The sequence below is a fragment of the Streptomyces sp. NPDC057099 genome (assembly GCF_042671245.1).
GTDB lineage: Bacteria > Actinomycetota > Actinomycetes > Streptomycetales > Streptomycetaceae > Streptomyces > Streptomyces purpurascens.
In genome coordinates, this window is record NZ_JBHUTX010000041.1 from 41,409 (window position 1) to 58,418 (window position 17,010).

Annotated in this window: 11 protein-coding genes; 2 read left to right on the forward strand and 9 right to left on the reverse strand. The window is 69.2% G+C overall.

What is annotated here, in order from left to right:
* Positions 1-41 precede the first annotated feature (41 nt).
* The 5 genes from ACFT4A_RS33175 to ACFT4A_RS33195 form a co-directional block, all read right to left on the reverse strand.
* Positions 42-983, reverse strand: a complete 942-nt coding sequence (locus tag ACFT4A_RS33175) for an anti-sigma factor family protein (RefSeq protein ID WP_382837638.1) — start codon at positions 981-983, stop codon at positions 42-44.
* Complete coding sequence (sigM, locus tag ACFT4A_RS33180) at positions 980-1,705, reverse strand: RNA polymerase sigma factor SigM (protein WP_382837641.1); 726 nt, start codon at positions 1,703-1,705, stop codon at positions 980-982. Before sigM ends, ACFT4A_RS33175 begins: the two co-directional genes overlap by 4 nt.
* Positions 1,706-1,732: 27 nt before the next feature.
* On the reverse strand, positions 1,733-3,424 hold the full coding sequence (locus tag ACFT4A_RS33185) for a protein kinase family protein (RefSeq protein WP_382837644.1): 1,692 nt from the start codon (positions 3,422-3,424) through the stop codon (positions 1,733-1,735).
* Positions 3,425-3,565: 141 nt separating this feature from the next.
* Positions 3,566-5,875 carry a murein biosynthesis integral membrane protein MurJ gene (gene murJ / locus ACFT4A_RS33190; protein ID WP_382837646.1) on the reverse strand — a complete coding sequence of 770 codons (2,310 nt, stop codon included), beginning with the start codon at positions 5,873-5,875 and terminating at the stop codon, positions 3,566-3,568.
* A 42-nt stretch (positions 5,876-5,917) separates the two neighbouring features.
* Positions 5,918-8,305 carry a DUF6049 family protein gene (locus ACFT4A_RS33195; protein WP_382837649.1) on the reverse strand — a complete coding sequence of 796 codons (2,388 nt, stop codon included), beginning with the start codon at positions 8,303-8,305 and terminating at the stop codon, positions 5,918-5,920.
* A gap of 258 nt (positions 8,306-8,563) precedes the next feature.
* Here ACFT4A_RS33195 and ACFT4A_RS33200 point away from each other — a divergent pair, with 258 nt between their 5' ends.
* Positions 8,564-10,009 carry a CCA tRNA nucleotidyltransferase gene (locus ACFT4A_RS33200; RefSeq protein WP_382837652.1) on the forward strand — a complete coding sequence of 482 codons (1,446 nt, stop codon included), beginning with the start codon at positions 8,564-8,566 and terminating at the stop codon, positions 10,007-10,009.
* Positions 10,010-10,118: 109 nt separating this feature from the next.
* Here the strand turns inward: ACFT4A_RS33200 and ACFT4A_RS33205 are convergent, their stop codons facing one another.
* The 4 genes from ACFT4A_RS33205 to ACFT4A_RS33220 form a co-directional block, all read right to left on the reverse strand.
* Positions 10,119-10,628 carry a hypothetical protein gene (locus ACFT4A_RS33205; RefSeq protein ID WP_382837655.1) on the reverse strand — a complete coding sequence of 170 codons (510 nt, stop codon included), beginning with the start codon at positions 10,626-10,628 and terminating at the stop codon, positions 10,119-10,121.
* Between the two features lie 123 nt (positions 10,629-10,751).
* On the reverse strand, positions 10,752-12,014 hold the full coding sequence (locus ACFT4A_RS33210; protein WP_382837658.1) for an MFS transporter: 1,263 nt from the start codon (positions 12,012-12,014) through the stop codon (positions 10,752-10,754).
* Between the two features lie 89 nt (positions 12,015-12,103).
* Positions 12,104-13,186 carry an inositol-3-phosphate synthase gene (locus ACFT4A_RS33215; protein WP_382837661.1) on the reverse strand — a complete coding sequence of 361 codons (1,083 nt, stop codon included), beginning with the start codon at positions 13,184-13,186 and terminating at the stop codon, positions 12,104-12,106.
* A gap of 43 nt (positions 13,187-13,229) precedes the next feature.
* Positions 13,230-13,913, reverse strand: coding sequence for a PadR family transcriptional regulator (locus tag ACFT4A_RS33220; RefSeq protein ID WP_184593854.1), 684 nt, complete (start codon positions 13,911-13,913; stop codon positions 13,230-13,232).
* Between the two features lie 390 nt (positions 13,914-14,303).
* On the opposite strand from ACFT4A_RS33220, the gene ACFT4A_RS33225 reads away from it, so the two are divergent.
* The gene (locus tag ACFT4A_RS33225; RefSeq protein ID WP_382837664.1) at positions 14,304-16,940 is read left to right on the forward strand and encodes a transglycosylase domain-containing protein; all 2,637 of its coding nucleotides are present in this window, start codon (positions 14,304-14,306) and stop codon (positions 16,938-16,940) included.
* Positions 16,941-17,010: the final 70 nt, after the last annotated feature.

The following is a 17,010-nucleotide window of genomic DNA, read 5'->3' on the forward strand; positions in this document are numbered from 1 at the left end:
ACTGTGCTGGATACCACGCAGGGCGAATCCGACGCACTCGCTCAGGAGGACGGGTAGGAGCGCTCCAGGAGGACCTTGCCCTCGGCGGCGGACGCCTGGTGATCCACACAGGTCGCGTCGACGATGTAGGCGGTGACCCGGGTGGCGTCGGAGGCGTTGGGAAGCAGCACGAGCATGGCCTTCTTCCCCTGGTACGTGCCGTTCTCGACGGCCAGGGCCGCGTCCTTGCGCCCGATGCCGTCACGGACACAGCCGGGCACGGTGGGTTCCCTGAGGACCCTGGGGTGGTTGGTGCCGGGGGCGGTCGCCGCGCCGAGGGGGGTGCGGGAGCCGCCGCCTTCCTCGCTCTGGTTCTCGGTCAGGAGGTCGTTGACCTGCTTCTGCAGCTTTCCCTCGGAGAAGGTGTCCGCGGCGGTGGTCTGCCTGCCGCCCGCTGTGTCGTGGGGCGGCTGGTTGTCGCCGAGCGATGACAGCAGGACGGAGCCCAGCCCCAGGGCCGCCACCGTGAAGACGGTCCCCAGAACGGCGATCCTGCGCCGTCCGTTCCGTGTGTGCCCCTTGCGGCCCGGTCCGGTGGTGGAAGAGCGGGGGCGCCCGGCGGGCCGGTCGGCGGGCGTCGATGTTTCACGTGAAACACGCGCACCGCTGTCGTGCTCGGAACTGTCGTGCTCGGAAGCGGAGCGGGGAGCGCCTACCGGCGCCGGCTCCTCTGCGGCCTCGGGCTCCGTGGCGTTCAGCAGCGCCTCGGCGGCGAGTGCGGCATCGATGCGGCCTGCGACGTCGGAGGGCATGCGCGGCGGGCCCGGCAGTGTGCCGAGCAGGCCGCGGATCTCCTCCAGGGAGGCATAGACGTCCGCGCAGAGCTCACAGCCGTCCAGATGGCGACGCACGTCGCTGCTCCGGGGCGCAGGGAGGATGCCCTCGGAGAGGTCGGAGATCTCCGCGACGTCCGGGTGCCCGGCCATGTCTGTCGTCGACGTCACGCTCGTCCACCTCCGCCCTTCACTGCAGCTGAGTCGCTCGGTCCTGTGTCCGGCGGTCCCGTTCGGCGTGGTCCCGCTGCGGGTGGGACGGTTGGCTCTTGCGTCCGGTTCCGTTCCCCGCCCGGGTTCTTGCCCTTGCCGCCGCTGTCCGGCCGTAGGTGGGTGAGCAGCGGTAGGAGTCTGGCTCTGCCGCGTGCGCATCGGCTCTTCACCGTGCCGGTCGGCACGTCGAGGATGCGGGCCGCCTCGGCGACCGGGTAGCCCTGCATGTCCACCAGGACGAGCGCGGCGCGCTGGTCGGCCGGCAGGGTGCCCAGGGCTTCGATCAGCTGCCGGTGGAGATCGTTGCGCTCGGCGGGCGCGGAGGCCGACTCGTGCGGCTCCAGCAGCTGCTCGAGACGCTCGGTGTCGTCGACAGGAGAGGTCTTCCGGGAGGCGACCTTGCGGGCGCGGTCCAGGCAGGCGTTCACCGTGATCCTGTGCAACCAGGTTGTGACGGCCGACTGGCCCCGGAAGGTGTGGGCGGCCCGGTAGGCGGACACGAGGGCGTCCTGCACCGCGTCAGCGGCCTCCTCGCGGTCCCCCAGCGTCCGCAGGGCGACGGCCCAGAGACGATCGCGATGCCGCCGCACGATCTCACCGAAGGCGTCGGGGTCGCCTTCGACGTGGCGGGCGAGCAGATCCTGATCGCTTACTCCGTCGTACCCGGTGCCGTCTGCCATCGGCCTCCTTCCTCGAGGCAGATGCCGTCAGCTGGTCACCTTGATGTCCGCCACCCTGCCGCGCCACTTGCCGTCGTCCTGCGTGGGCAGCTCGGTCAGCCACACCAGGAGGTAGCGGCTCTTGAGGGACTTGGGCTTGAGTTCCACAGTCGTACCGGTGCCGTCGGCGACCTTGGAGTAGGCGTCGAAGGACGTCGGCTCCGAGCCCGCGTCCGCGCTCGCGCTGCGGAGCTCGACCGAGGTGTCCCCGACGAAGGTGACCTTCACCTTGCCCACCTGCTGGACCTTGCCGAGGTCGAGGATTATGCCGACACCCGGCTTCAGGCGCCCGAAGTCCGAGCTCAGGTAGTAGTCCGTCTGCCAGTACGAGGCGGTGCTGCTGTCGTAGACCTTCCCTACGTCGGACGGCTTCTCGGTCTGGTCGCCGAAGGGGTCGAAGTCCCGGGCACCGCTGATGGAGATGGGCTTGCCGCCCGCCGGCTTCTTGGGGCCCTTGTCGTTCCCGTCGCTCGTCTGCGTCGGGCCCGGCTCCTCGTTCTTGCCGCCCTGGTCCATGAGCGCGTCCGCGAGCTGCCAGCTGCCGAGGCCCAGTGCGGCGATCAGGAGCGCGGACACGGCCCACTTCAGGGCCTTGCCCGTGCGGCTCTGCAGCGGGGGCGGCGGGGTCGGGACCGGCTGGGTGGCGCCGAGGCGCGGGGCCTGGCGGCCGTACGTGCCCTGTTGGTACGTCGTGCGCTGGTACTCGGGCGGGGCCGTGAACGCCGGCTCCGGCGGGCGGATGCGGGGCATCTCGCCGATCGCCTTCACCAGTTCCTCGGGCGTCGTGCACGGCGACTCGTGCCGGGACGCGGTGGCACCGTCGTTGACGAGCGCGCGCATGGACAGCTCGGAGAGCCCGCGGTGCACACCGGCACGCACCTGGTCGGGTGCGATCAGACCGATGTCCTTCGGCAGGCCCGCCAGGCCGTACGCGTCGCTCTCGTACGGCCAGCGCTGGGTGAGCGCCGCGTACAGCAGGGCGCCGATGGCCTCGGTGTCGGTGCGCTGCGGGGTCTCGGTCGTGACGCCGCGCAGGGCGGCGTTCACGGCGAGCCCGCGGATGCGCCACTGACCGGTCGAGGTGCGCAGCACGGCGTTGGGGTTCAGCCGCAGATGGGCGAGACCCTCGCGGTGCGCGGCGGCCATGGCGGAGGAGATCTGACTGACCATCTGGTAGGCGTCGTACGGCTCCAGCGGCCCGGAGGCGAGGAGCGGGGTCAGCTCCGTCGCGTCGGGAAGCCACTCGTGGACGACGTAGACGAGGTCGTTCTCCTCCACCGCGTCCAGCACCTGGACGAAGCGGGGGTCGCCGAGAAGCGCGGAGGAGCGTGCGGCGGCCAGGACCGAGCGGGCCCGTGAGTGGTCGGCGGGCAGGATGTGCACGCCGACGGCACGGCGGAGCTTCTCGTCCACGGCACGCCAGCTGCTGAAACCGTCCAGACGGGTGACGCACTCCTCGAGGCGGTAGCGTCTGGCGAGTTTGTGCCCACTGTGCAGTTCGGGCGGCGAGGTCGTTCCGGGCCCGTCGGTCCGGGTGCTCTCCTGTACCTCGTCGCTGTCCGTGTCCCGCTCCCGGTTCTTGGCCACCCCGTCGGCCGTGGACTGGTCCGCCTTCGCGGTCAGCGACGTGTCGTCGCTGTTGTCTGCCACGTCGACGGCAGCCGTACTACGTTCCGCCACCGTCGTTCCTGCCTCCCCATCCATGTGCGCGCCGGCCGGCATCCGTTGCGCGCCGTCCGACGCCGAAACCAATTGTGCCCACAGTCCGCCGCTATGCACGACACGCAGCGGCTGACGATGGTTGTGCGTCTACCCCCCGACTCAGCGTCCCAGGCGTCCGCGGACCATGCCGACCAGCGAGTTGAGCTCCTCGATACGCATGCGGCGGGCGGCGACGAAGAAGATCCCGAGAAGCACGGCACCGCCGGCCAGTACCCCGGCGAGCGAGCCCATGACGCCCTGGCCGATGGTCTGGCCGATGCCGTAGCAGGCCGCGCCGCTGAGCAGCGCGGCCGGGATCGACGCGATGCACAGCCGGGCGTAGGTCCGCAGGACACGGGCGCCGTCGAGGTCCCCGCCCAGCCGCTTGCGCAGCCGGCTCCAGGCGACGCCGACACCGATCGCGTACGCCAGGCCGTACGAGGCGGCCATGCCGACCACGGCCCAGCGGGCCGGGACGACGAAGTAGCAGACCGCCGACGCGCCCGCGTTGACCGCGGCCACGATGACCGTGTTGTAGAAGGGGGTTCGGGTGTCCTCGTAGGCGTAGAAGGCGCGCAGGACGACGTACTGCACCGAGTACGGGATCAGGCCGAGACCGAACGCCATCAGCATGAAGCCCATGTTGGTGGCCGCGCTGGTGCCCGAGGAGCCGAACATCAGCGTGCACATGGGGATGCCGAGCGAGAGGAAACCGAACGCGATCGGCACGATCGCGACCGCCGTGGTGCGCAGGCCCTGGGAGATGTCGTCGCGGACGGCGCCCGCGTCGCCCTCGGCCGCCGACCGCGACAGACGCGGCAGCAGAGCGGCCATCAGGGAGACCGTGATGATCGCCTGCGGAAGGCCCCAGATGAGCTGTGCGTTGGCGTAGGCGGCGAAACCGGTGCCCTTCATGGGCGAGGCCTTGCCCGCCGCGGTGGACAGCCAGATGACGACCATGGCGCCCGCCTGGTTGGCGAGGACGAACAGGATCGTCCACTTGGCGAGCGTCATGGCCTTGCCGAGGCCATGGCCCTTCCAGTCGAAGCGCAGCCGCAGCCGGAAGCCGGTCTCGCGCAGGTAGGGGATCATCGCCAGCGCCTGGACCACGAGGCCGAGCAGGACACCGACGCCGAGGAGCCGCTGGCCCTCCGGCGGGATGGTCGAGACCTCCATCTTGGAGTCGGCGGCCGTGCCGTAGACGAAGATGAACATGCCCAGCGTCACGATGATGACGATGTTGTTCAGGACCGGGGTCCACATCATCGCGCCGAACTTCCCGCGCGCGTTGAGGATCTGGCCCATCACCACATGGATGCCCATGAAGAAGATCGAGGGCAGGAAGTACTGGACGAAGGTGATCGCGACCTGATTCGCCGCGGGATCGCTGGCGATCGAGGGGGACATCAGGCGGATCAGGAGCGGCGCGGCGAAGATCGCGAGCGCGGTGAGCCCGCCGAGCGCCACCATGACGAGGGTCAGCAGGCGGTTGGCGTACGCCTCGCCGCCGTCCTCGTCGTCCTTCATGGCGCGTACGAGCTGCGGCACGAAGACGGAGTTGAGACCGCCGCCGACCGTGAGGATGTAGAGCATCGTCGGCAGCTGGTAGGCGACCTGGAAGGTGTCACCGAGGAAGCCGACGCCGATGGCCGACACGATCAGCGCGGAGCGGATGAAGCCGGTGAGGCGGGAGACCATGGTGCCCGCCGCCATCACGGCGCTGGACTTCATGAGGCCCGCGGCGCGGCCGCCCTTCTTGGGGGCCGGCGAGGCAGCGGGCTCCTGGGCGGGAGGTTCTTCCACGAGGGGCTGCGCCGGAGCGGTCTGGCCGGGCGCGCCGTACGCGCCCTGGGCTCCGTACTGGCCCTGTGCCGCGTACTGGCCCTGTCCCCTCTGCCCCGGGGCCTGGGAGGGGCCGGGGACCGACGGCTGCTCGTACGACGGGTGACCGCTGTTCTGCTGCTGGTCCCTGTAGAGGTGGGCGAAGGCGTCCGGCTCCTGGCGCGGCTCGCCCGCCTGGGAGACCAGATCGTCCACCCCCACGAACTGGGTGGTTCTGGGGTCGTCTCCGTAGGGCAGGTGCCGTGTCGGGCCCTCCGGCTCCGGCGCGGGCGTCTGGGCCCACACCTGCGGGTCGGGCGCGTACGGCGACTGCGGAGGCTGGGCGTACATCTGCTGCGGCTGGTACGTGCCCGCCGGGGGCGGTGGGTGCGCGGCGCGGTCGTAGAGGGCCTCGGCGACCGGGTCCTGGGCGGCTAGGTCCTGTGCCCGGTAGGGGTCCTGGTCGTAGGCGTCCTGGAGGTACATGTCCGCGGGGGGCTGCGGCGGTACCTGGCCGTGCTCGGCCGGCGAGCCCTCGGGCCCGCCCGACTCGGGGTAGCCCGAGCTGCCCGCGGCACGGCCGCGGTCACCGTCGTACGGCGCGTTCATGGTTACCCCACCTCATCGTCCCCGGCCCACCGGCCACGACATCTAACGGTCCACTCTCTCACCCGTGCCGGACGGGTCGGCGCTTTCCGCTGCGGTGTCCGGGGCCGGGTCACTCGGCTGCTCCGGGCCCTCCGCGCGCGATCCGGCCTCGGTCTCCTGCTTGAGACGGTCGCCGGGGGCCTCGGGGTTCTGCGGGCTTTCGGCGTCGTCGTCCGCCTCTGCGGTTCCGTCCTCGTCCGTCTCGCGGGCGGCGGCGGCGCGCTTGCGCTGGGTGTACATGCGGAAGCCGGCGAGGACCAGGAGCAGGACACCGCCGCCGATGACCAGCATCACGGTGGCCGTGACCTCGGTGACCTTCACGTCGAAGGTGACGGGGGCGCCGTACTTCTGGCCGTCCTCGGTGTACAGCTGGGCGACGACCTCCGCCCGGCCGTTGGCGTTGGCGGACGTGGTGAACTTCACCGACTGGCTGTGGCCGCCGTTCACGGTGACGGGCTGTTCCTCGTAGGCGTCGTCGCCGATCTTCAGGCGCGTCGGGTTCTTCGACGTGAGCCGCAGATGGAGGTGCTCGACGCCTTGGACCAGGTTGTTCTGGACGGTCACGGGGATCGTGGCGCTGCGGCCGGAGAGCTTGGTCTCCGACTTCTCGATCAGCTTGACCCCGTCGGCGAGCCCGTCGAGGTACGACTCGACGCCGTCGCGGTACCCCACCGCCGCGACGCCCCGGCCACGCCACGACGTGGACATCTCACGGTTCATGGCCCGCCCGAAGGGGGTCACCACCCGGGACTGGTCGGTGAGGATCACCTTGAAGCGGTCGAGCTTGCCCTGTGTCCTGGCGATCTGCTCGAAGCCGGCCCGCAGCAGCTCCTGGTTGCGCAGCGAGGAGGGATACGCGGAGGTCGGCGGCACCCTGGTGTTGGCCGCCGGGTCCGGCTTGGCCTTGGCGGCGTCCGCGAGGTCCTGCGACTCGGACCAGTTCCCGCTCTGCAGGGTCGCCAGCGCCTCGGCCATGGCCTGCGCCTGGCTCACGGAGGGCATGCGCTGCGGGGCGACGACGACACTGCGCTGCTTGCCGGACTGCAGGCCGAGCGTCAGGCTCTGGGCCAGGAAGCGCTGCACGGCTTGCGTGGAGGCGGAGGCCTTCGTCAGGTTGCCCTGGAACGCCGTGGACAGCCTGGCGTCCGCGACGACCGCCGTGGTGCCGCCTCCGACGGGCCGGGCCGCGGAGGGCGTGTACGACAGGTTGTCCTGGAGGCTGTCGCTGCGGGCGATCACCTTGTCGGCGCCCGCCGAGGTGGCGACCTTCACGATCGACGGATCGACGGCGCCGTCCGCGGGCCAGGCGAAGTCGGTGGACGGCTTCACATGGAGGATCGTCTCCACCGTGTCCTCGACGACGTCGGTGGCCTCCTTGAGGTGGCTCAGCGAACCCGTGACGTTCGTGCCGTTGTGGGCGAGGGAGGCCAGGTCCGGGTCGCCGAAGGGCAGGGCGACGACCTCCTTGCCCGTGACGGCCTGCTGGAGCTGGGCGAGCCACTGCTTGGCGACCGCCTGGTTCCGGCCTGCGGTGGTGGTGCCGTCCTCGCCTCTGACCTGGTAGTTCCGCGTCATCGCGTCGACGGATGCCAGCAGGTCGGGGTCGATCACCCAGGTGATGTCGAGGCCCTTGCCCAGCGACACCATCTGGTCGAGACGGCCGCCCGGGGCGATCTCCTCGGCGAGGTCGTCGTTGCGGAAGACCGGCGTCTGCTGCTCGTTCGACCCCGTCTCGGCCGTCATGTGGACGGTGGAGGTGAGCGGCCACATGAACGTGGTCTTCGTCTTGGTGCCGGCTTCCTCGGGCTGCCACGGCAGGAACGTGCGCTGGACCCCCAGGACCTGGTCCCAGGGCTGCGCGGAGGTCTCACCGGAGAGCGCGACGGCCAGCTGGTAGACGCCGTCCGGACCGAGGTCCAGCTCGTCGGCCGGTACGGAGATGTTGAAGGGCTGGGCCACGCCGGGGGTGAGCTTGGCGAACTTCTCGCTGTACTTGCCGCCGACCGCCTTGCCGGCGGGTCCCTGGACGTCGCCGCTCTTCTTGGCGAGGGCGTCGATGGAGGAGCGGGTGTCCAGTGAGGGGCCCACTCGCAGATCGGCGTGCGCGTCGGTGACCGCTTGCTTGCCGTTGTTGGTGACCGTGCCCGACACGTTCACCGTGTCCCCGTCGGTGGGGGCGGTGGGAGTGAGCGAGTCGACAGCGACGGCCACCGAGCCCGAGCCTCCGGCCGCCTGCGGGGCCTCCTGTCCGGCCGCGTCCGCCGGGGCCGCGGCGGGCAGCTGGAGCAGCCCGGCCAGCAGAGGCGCGCCGGCGAGCAGTGCCCCGGTGCGCCGCAGCCACCGGCGGGCAGGTGAGGCACTGGTCCCCTGGAAGTCTGCCGCGTCGGCCACGCGCTTCGCCCGTCCCTCGTCGTCGTCAGTGGTCGTCGGAATGTGCGTCCACGCATGGTAACGATGCGCGCTGAGGGGAAGTGCCGCGGTCCGCTCCACAAGATCGCGGGCGGGCACTGTCCTGCCCGGTATGTGACCGTATAAAAGGGAGCGGCTTTTTACATCTCAAGAGCAGCTCTTGTGCGTCTATTCACGGACGAGTCCGCACGCGTAATAGGGGGAGCCTGTGGTCGCCCGGGCCACGTACCCTCTTCTGTTGTGCCGAACGCCAACGAAGAAACGTCCAGTGCCCTCAGCCAGGTGCAGCACCGCGCGGTGAGTGAACTGCTGCGGGTCGCTCCTGTCGCCGACGTCCTCGCCCGCCGCTTCCAGGAGGCCGGGTTCTCACTCGCCCTGGTCGGCGGCTCGGTGCGGGACGCGCTGCTGGGCCGGCTCGGCAACGACCTCGACTTCACGACCGACGCCCGTCCCCAGGACGTCCTCAAGATCGTGCGCCCGTGGGCCGACGCCGTCTGGGAGGTCGGGATCGCCTTCGGCACCGTCGGCGCCCAGAAGGACGGCTATCAGATCGAGGTGACGACCTACCGTTCGGAGGCCTACGACCGGACCTCGCGCAAGCCCGAGGTGTCGTACGGCGACTCCATCGAGGAAGACCTCGTCCGCCGTGACTTCACCGTGAACGCGATGGCCGTCGGGCTGCCGGAGAAGGAGTTCGTCGACCCGCACGGCGGCCTCGAGGACCTCGCGGCGCGTGTGCTGCGCACGCCTGGCACCCCGGAGGAGTCCTTCTCGGACGACCCGCTGCGGATGATGCGGGCCGCGCGCTTCGCGGCTCAGCTCGATTTCGAGGTCGCTCCCGAGGTCGTCGCGGCGATGACGGACATGGCTGGGCGTCTGGACATCGTCTCGGCCGAGCGGGTGCGCGACGAGCTGAACAAGCTGGTCCTGTCCCGGTACCCGCGCAAGGGCCTGACGCTGCTCGTCGAGACCGGCCTCGCCGACCGTGTGCTGCCCGAGCTGCCCGCCTTGCGCCTGGAGCGTGATGAGCACCACCGGCACAAGGACGTCTACGACCACACGCTGATCGTCCTGGAGCAGGCGATGGCCCTGGAGGACGACGGTCCCGACCTGACGCTCCGCCTGGCAGCCCTGCTCCATGACATCGGCAAGCCGCGCACGCGTCGCTTCGAGAGCGACGGCCGGGTCTCGTTCCACCACCACGAGGTGGTCGGGGCGAAGATGACCAAGAAGCGCATGACGGCCCTCAAGTACTCCAACGAGCTGGTGAAGGACGTCTCCCGTCTGGTCGAGCTCCATCTGCGCTTCCACGGCTACGGCACCGGCGAGTGGACGGACTCGGCGGTCCGCCGCTACGTCCGTGACGCCGGACCGCTCCTCGACCGTCTTCACAAGCTGACCCGCTCGGACTGCACCACGCGCAACAAGCGCAAGGCGACAGCCCTGTCGCGTGCGTACGACGGCCTGGAGGAGCGGATCGCCGGCCTTCAGGAGCAGGAGGAGCTGGACTCCATCCGCCCGGACCTCGACGGCAACCAGATCATGGAGATCCTCGGCGTCGGTCCCGGCCCGGTCATCGGCCGCGCGTACAAGCACATGCTTGAGCTACGGCTGGAGAACGGGCCGATGGAGCAGGACGCCGCCCTCGCAGCACTCAAGGAGTGGTGGGCCGGGCAGGAGGGCTGAGGCTGTGAAACGGGGTCATGTTTCACGTGAAACATGACCCCGCAGGAGACAGCCGGAGGGGCGGTGTTTCACGTGAAACACCGCCCCTCTCCGTGTCTGCGTGGCTGCCCTACTTCTTGTAGTCCTTCAGGCAGAGCAGGAAGTCCTTGCCGTCACCGCTCTCGGTGTACGAGTACTGGAAGTCCTTGGCCGCGGACTCGCACTTGCTCGACGCCAGCGTGTCCGTGAGGAACGAGCCCTCGATCTTGGCCAGCACCACGTACTCAGCCTTCGCGTCGCTGCACTCGACGACCTCGAGGTCCGGGTTGTTGTCGCTGGTGCTGCCACGGTGCATGCAGTCGCCGACGGCCGCCGTGTTGGCGTCGTCGCGGCTGGCTATGTAGCCGCCGATGGCCATACCCGCCACCGCGATGACGATCACGATGTTCTTGATGGTCTTGAAGCTGAGCTTGCGGCCGGACGGCTGGGGCGGGACCGGGGCGTACGGAGCGCCCTGGGGCGGGAAGCCGGGCTGTCCGGGCTGCTGGGGGTAGCCGCCCTGCGGCGGGTACGGAGCCTGGGGCTGACCCGCGGGCTGGCTCTGTGCGAACGGGTTGCCCTGGGGCGGCGGAGTGGTCATTCGGGGTTCCCCCTAGTGCATGGTGAATGACGCGAACATGTCGCGAGATAAGACGCACGTAAGTTATCGGTCCCCACTGACAGCGCAGTAGTCAGAAGTGGCTCTGTGTCATTGATGTGACACTTACCGGTGGCCAAACCGGGCCATAGCCGCCGCTACTGCCGCGTAGACAACGGCGATCGTGATCACCAGAGGCACGGACCGGCCGTCCGGAGGCAGCATCAGGGCCGCCACGGCGGCGGCGCCGACGAAGAAGACGTTGAACAGGACGTCGTAAACGGAGAAGATCCGGCCACGGAAGCCGTCCTCCACGGAGGACTGGACGATGGTGTCCGTGGCGATCTTCGCGCCCTGGGTGGTCAGCCCCAGGACGAAGGCCGCGACCAGCAAGGGGGCGGTGGCGAACGGCAGCCCGAGAGCGGGCTCCAGCAGCGCGGCGGCCCCCGCGCACACGACGATCCAGCGGCCCGGACCCAGCCGCCCCGCGGCCCAGGGCGTCACCACGGCCGCCGCGAAGAATCCCGCGCCGGAGACGCCCAACGCCAGCCCCAGCAGGGCGAGTCCGTCGTCCGTGGTCGAGGTGAGCGCGTACCGGCAGAGCATCAGCAGCATGACCAGCAGGGCGCCGTAGCAGAACCGCATCAGCGACATCGCCGCCAGCGCCCAGGCGGCCTCCCTGCGCTGCGGCGCGGCCAGGTGACGTACGCCGGCCGCCAGGTCGCGAGCGGTGCCCGTGAGAGCGGGCCCGAGCCGCTCGCCCACCGAGGTCCGGTCGGGGCCGAGGAGTTCCCGCGCCATGCTCAGCGACGCCACGGCCGCACACAGATACAGCCCGGCTCCCACGAGCACCACGGCGGCGTCGGAGTCCGCCACCACCAGGCGGACGGCGAAGGCGAGGCCGCCGCCCGCGGTCGCCGCCAGCGTCCCGGCGGTCGGGGAGAGGGAGTTGGCGATGACCAGGCGATCTGCGTCGACCACGCGCGGCAGGGCTGCGGAGAGGCCCGAGAGAACGAAACGGTTGACCGCGGTGACGCACAGGGCGGAGACGTAGAAGAGCCAGTCGGGGGCCGGGCTGAGCATCAGCAGGGCCGTCGCCGAGGCCAGCAGGGCGCGCAACAGGCTGCCGTACAGCAGGACCTGGCGGCGGCGCCAACGGTCCAGCAGGACACCGGCGAAGGGGCCGACGAGGGAGTACGGGAGCAGCAGCACCGCCATCGCGGAGGCGACCGCAGCGGCCGAGGTCTGCTTCTCCGGAGAGAAGACGACGTACGCGGCGAGCGCGACCTGGTACACGCCGTCGGCACCCTGGGAGAGCAGACGCACGGCGAGCAGACGCCGGAAGCCCTGGAAGCGCAACAGGACGCGCAGGTCACGGACGACGGCCATGGGGCACAGCCTCACATACGGGGAGGGTCCCCGGGTCGTACGACCCGGGGACCCTCACAGCCCTGGCAGGAGCGACTCGTTGCGGCGCGTCAGCGCTCGACCTCACCCTTGATGAACTTCTCGACGTTCTCGCGGGCCTCGTCGTCGAAGTACTGGACCGGCGGGGACTTCATGAAGTAGCTCGACGCGGAGAGGATCGGACCACCGATGCCGCGGTCCTTGGCGATCTTCGCGGCGCGCACGGCGTCGATGATGACGCCGGCGGAGTTCGGGGAGTCCCAGACCTCCAGCTTGTACTCCAGGTTCAGCGGGACGTCACCGAAGGCGCGGCCCTCGAGGCGGACATAGGCCCACTTGCGGTCGTCCAGCCAGGCGACGTAGTCGGACGGGCCGATGTGGACGTTGCCCTCGCCCAGTTCGCGGTCGCGGATCTGGGAGGTGACGGCCTGCGTCTTGGAGATCTTCTTCGACTCGAGGCGGTCGCGCTCGAGCATGTTCTTGAAGTCCATGTTGCCGCCGACGTTCAGCTGCATCGTGCGGTCCAGGACGACGCCCCGGTCCTCGAACAGCTTCGCCATGACGCGGTGCGTGATGGTGGCGCCGACCTGGGACTTGATGTCGTCGCCGACGATCGGGACGCCCGCCTCGGTGAACTTGTCCGCCCACTCCTTGGTGCCGGCGATGAAGACCGGAAGGGCGTTGACGAAGGCGACCTTGGCGTCGATGGCGCACTGGGCGTAGAACTTCGCCGCGTCCTCGGAGCCGACGGGCAGGTAGCAGACCAGGACGTCGATCTGCTTGTCCTTGAGGATCTGGACGACGTCGGCCGGCTCCTCGGCGGACTCCTCGATCGTCTCCCGGTAGTACCGGCCGAGGCCGTCGAGGGTGTGGCCGCGCTGGACCGTCACGCCGGTGCTGGGCACGTCGCAGATCTTGATGGTGTTGTTCTCGGAGGCGCCGATGGCGTCCGCGAGGTCGAGACCGACCTTCTTGGCGTCCACGTCGAACGCGGCGACGAACTCGAGGTCGCGGACGTGGTAGTCGCCGAACTGGACGTGCATCAGGCCCGGCACCTTGGACGCCGGGTCGGCGTCCTTGTAGTACTCGACTCCCTGTACCAGCGATGCGGCGCAGTTGCCCACGCCGACGATGGCTACGCGAACCGAACCCATTCCGGTTGCTCCCTGTGTGTATGAGTGAGGCCCTCAGGGGCTCTCACGTGGCGGTGTCGTCGGGCGTATCCGGACGGGGGTCGTCCCCCGGCCGGGGCAGGCCGCCCGACGCTCCAGATGTGGTGTCACGCGAAGCGGGCTCTCCGGAGGAGGAACCGTTGAGGTCCCGCCCCGCCCGCTCGCTCTCGATGAGCTCGTTCAGCCAGCGCACCTCGCGCTCCACGGACTCCATCCCATGGCGCTGAAGCTCAAGCGTGTAGTCGTCGAGGCGCTCCCGGGTCCGGGCCAGGGAGACGCGCATCTTCTCGAGGCGCTCCTCCAGCCGGCTGCGGCGGCCTTCCAGCACGCGCATGCGTACATCGCGTGAGGTTTGCCCGAAGAATGCGAAACGGGCGGCGAAGTGCTCGTCCTCGTACGCGTCGGGCCCGGTCTGCGAGAGCAGCTGTTCGAAGTGCTCCTTGCCCTCCGCCGTCAACCGGTAGACGATCTTGGCGCGCCGCCCCGTGAGGGGGGCTGCGAGGGCGTCCTCGGTGGTGTTCCCCGGCTCCTCGATCAACCAGCCGTTGGCGACCAGCGTCTTGAGGCAGGGGTACAGCGTCCCGTAGCTGAACGCACGGAACACACCCAGTGATGTGTTGAGTCGTTTGCGCAGCTCATAGCCGTGCATCGGAGATTCGCGGAGCAGGCCGAGTACGGCGAACTCGAGGATCCCGGAACGCCGGCTCATCGTCGCCTCCTCTCTCCCGCGGTACCGATGTCTCGGTCAGATGTGTCGAGCTGATGTATCGACTCGATACATCACGACGATAGAACGGCCTTACGGATGCGACAAGAGGGGGTGTGGTGACCGGGGTCACATCACTGATTCGTCAGACGCGAGTTGCCTGATTTGAGGTGAACTTCGGTCCTCGGCAGGTTTTGGCGGTGCGTAGTCTGTGCGCCATGCACATCACCGGGAACCGTGGGACGCCTGAGGGCGTCCTCGTCTTCGGTGTAGTACGGGTGCACGCGGGACCGATGAATGCGGAGCCGACCGCATCCGTACTTCGGGGGGACCGGAAACTAGCAACCGTTTCCAGGCGCGCAGGGGTGCGCCTGCCCGAGGAGTAGTCGTTCGATGAGCGAGCACCGTCGCAAACCGCCGCAGCCGCAGGGAGGCGGACGTGCCGCGGCCCGACGCGGCCAGTCCGGCTCGTCCTCCGGCCGCCGCGCGGCACCGCGAGGCGCCACCGGGTCTCCGTCCGACTCCTATGGGTCGGACTCCTACGACTCGGGGGGTGAGGAGCGCCAGTACGGCGGCCGTGCGGATGCCCGGCGTGCGGCGCAGAGAAGTGGGGGCGGCCGCCGCAGAGCGGCCGAACCGACACGAGGCGGCCGGCGCGCCGCTCCGGGCGGGCCTGCCGGGCCCGGCAGGGGCAGAGGGCGCCCGGCCATGTACGACAAGAAGCGGCTGATCGACTATCCGCGGGCCGGCAAGTACGGCTGGCAGCGCTGGGTGCCGTCCTGGAGGCTCGTCTCCGGCCTGTGCATCGGCTTCTTCGGGAGCCTGGTGGCCGTGGCGGGCATCGGGTACGCCATGGTGGGCGTCCCCAACGAGGAGAACGCGGCGGCCCTGTCGCAGAACAACGTCTACTACTGGGCCAACGGCAAGCAGATGATCGCGACCGGTAGTGGCCAGAACCGCCAGAACGTCACGATCGACCGGATCCCCGAGGCCATGCAGCAGGCGGTGATCTCGGCCGAGAACAAGAGCTTCTACCAGGACTCCGGCGTCGACCCCATGGGCATCGCCCGAGCGCTGGCGAACATGGCCCGGGGCGGCGACACGCAGGGTGGTTCGACCATCACCCAGCAGTTCGTCAAGAACACCTACCTGAGCCAGGACCAGACGGTCACCCGTAAGTTCAAGGAGATGTTCATCTCGATCAAGGTGGGCACGAAGCTCACCAAGGACGAGATCCTCCAGGGGTACCTCAACACCTCGTACTACGGCCGCGGCGCCTACGGCATCCAGGCTGCCGCCCAGACGTACTACGGCAAGGACGCGGTCAAGCTCGAGCCGAGCGAGTGCGCCTTCCTCGCGGCCCTGCTCAAGGGTCCGACGTACTACGACCCTGCGGGTAACGACAGCCTTGACAAGACGGCGACCGCCGACGCCAACCGCAAGCGTTCCGAGGAGCGCTGGGGCTGGATCCTCCAGCAGATGCACAACGACAAGAAGCTCACGGACGCCGAATACCAGAAGGCGATCAAGACGTACCCCATGCCCGATGACCGCAAGGCGGCCAAGGGCATGAGCGGCCAGATCGGCTACCTGGCGGACACGGCCAAGAAGTACGTCCTGAACCACTCCAACATCACGGAGAAGCAGTTCGACCAGGGCGGGTACCAGATCAAGACGACCTTCGACAAGGCCAAGGTCGAAGCGCTGACCAAGGCCGTCAAGAAGGTCGAGAAGGAAAAGCTCGACCCGGACAAGCGTGAGCTGGACAAGCACGTCCAGTTCGGCGCGGCGTCGGTGAAGCCCAAGGACGGCGCGATCGTCGCCCTCTACGGCGGCGCGGGGTACGAGAACGGCCACTTCAACAACAACGCGGACACCTCGGGTGTCCCCGTCGGCTCGACGTGGAAGCCGTTCGTGCTCGCCGCCGCCATGGAGCACGGCACCTACCGGAGCGACGGTCCCCTTTCGCCGCTCAGCAAGTACAACGGCAACGACCATCTCAAGATCAGGAACAACGACGGCTCCTATGTCATGAAGAAGGACAACACGCCCTTCTTCCAGGAGAACGAGAGCGATCGCCCGTGGGGGTACATCTCCCTGCGCAAGGCGATGGAGCAGTCCGTCAACACCCCGTTCGTGCAGCTCGGCATGGATGTGGGGATGAAGAACGTGGCCGACCTGGCCGAGAAGGCCGGCATCCTGGACAGCAGTTTCGCCGGCCTCAACGCGTCGTTCGCGCTCGGTACGTCGACTCCCAGCGCGATCCGCATGGCCGACTCCTACGCGACGTTCGCCGCCGCCGGCAAGCAGGCCGCTCCGTACTCGGTGACGAGCGTCAAGTCCAACGGGCAGGAGGTTCCCGGCTTCGAGAAGCCGAGGATCACGCAGGCGATGCCCGAGAACGTGGCGAACAACGTCACGAACGTTCTGGAGAACGTCATCCAGAACGGTACGGGTAAGAACGCGCTGTCCCTGGGCCGTACGGCGGCCGGAAAGACCGGTACCACGGACGAGAACAAGTCGGCCTGGTTCGTCGGCTACACCCAGCAGCTCTCGACCTCGGTCGCGATGTTCCGTGAGGACCCCAAGAGCGCCAAGCTGCTCTCCATGAACGGCACGGCGGGCGAGGCGTCCATCCATGGTGGTGACGTCCCCACGCTGGTGTGGACCGAGTACATGAAGGCCGCCCTGAAGGGCGAGACCGACCTCGGCTTCCCGGAACCCACGAGGATCGGCGACATCCAGGACGCGGTGGGCGCTCCGACGCCGACGCCGACTCCCAGTGTGGAGCCCAGCGAGACCGCGACCGAGTCCCCGAGCGCCACGCCCAGCGGGACGCCGTCGCTGCAGTCGCCCTCGCCCACCGACACCTGCGGCTTCTTCGGCTGTGACGAGGAAGACGGTGGTACGGAGAACGGCGGCACGGGCGGAGAGCCGAGCACGTCGCCCTCGCCAACGGATACCAGCGAGAACGGCGGCAACAGCAGAGGAAACGGCAACGGAGGCATCTTCGGAGGCCCCACCGGCTAGCCGGCCGATCGCCCGGCTTGGGTGTTTCACGTGAAACGCGAAGCCGTTTCACGTGAAACAAGGGCCGCCG

Excerpts from the sequence above, each read along its gene's own strand:
- sigM (WP_382837641.1), bottom strand. The coding sequence starts at position 1,705 with ATGGCAGACGGCACCGGGTACGACGGAGTAAGCGATCAGGATCTGCTC.
- murJ (WP_382837646.1), bottom strand. The coding sequence starts at position 5,875 with ATGAACGCGCCGTACGACGGTGACCGCGGCCGTGCCGCGGGCAGCTCG.
- ACFT4A_RS33205 (WP_382837655.1), bottom strand. The coding sequence starts at position 10,628 with ATGACCACTCCGCCGCCCCAGGGCAACCCGTTCGCACAGAGCCAGCCC.
- ACFT4A_RS33210 (WP_382837658.1), bottom strand. The coding sequence starts at position 12,014 with ATGGCCGTCGTCCGTGACCTGCGCGTCCTGTTGCGCTTCCAGGGCTTC.
- ACFT4A_RS33215 (WP_382837661.1), bottom strand. The coding sequence starts at position 13,186 with ATGGGTTCGGTTCGCGTAGCCATCGTCGGCGTGGGCAACTGCGCCGCA.
- ACFT4A_RS33220 (WP_184593854.1), bottom strand. The coding sequence starts at position 13,913 with ATGAGCCGGCGTTCCGGGATCCTCGAGTTCGCCGTACTCGGCCTGCTC.
- ACFT4A_RS33225 (WP_382837664.1), top strand. The coding sequence starts at position 14,304 with ATGAGCGAGCACCGTCGCAAACCGCCGCAGCCGCAGGGAGGCGGACGT.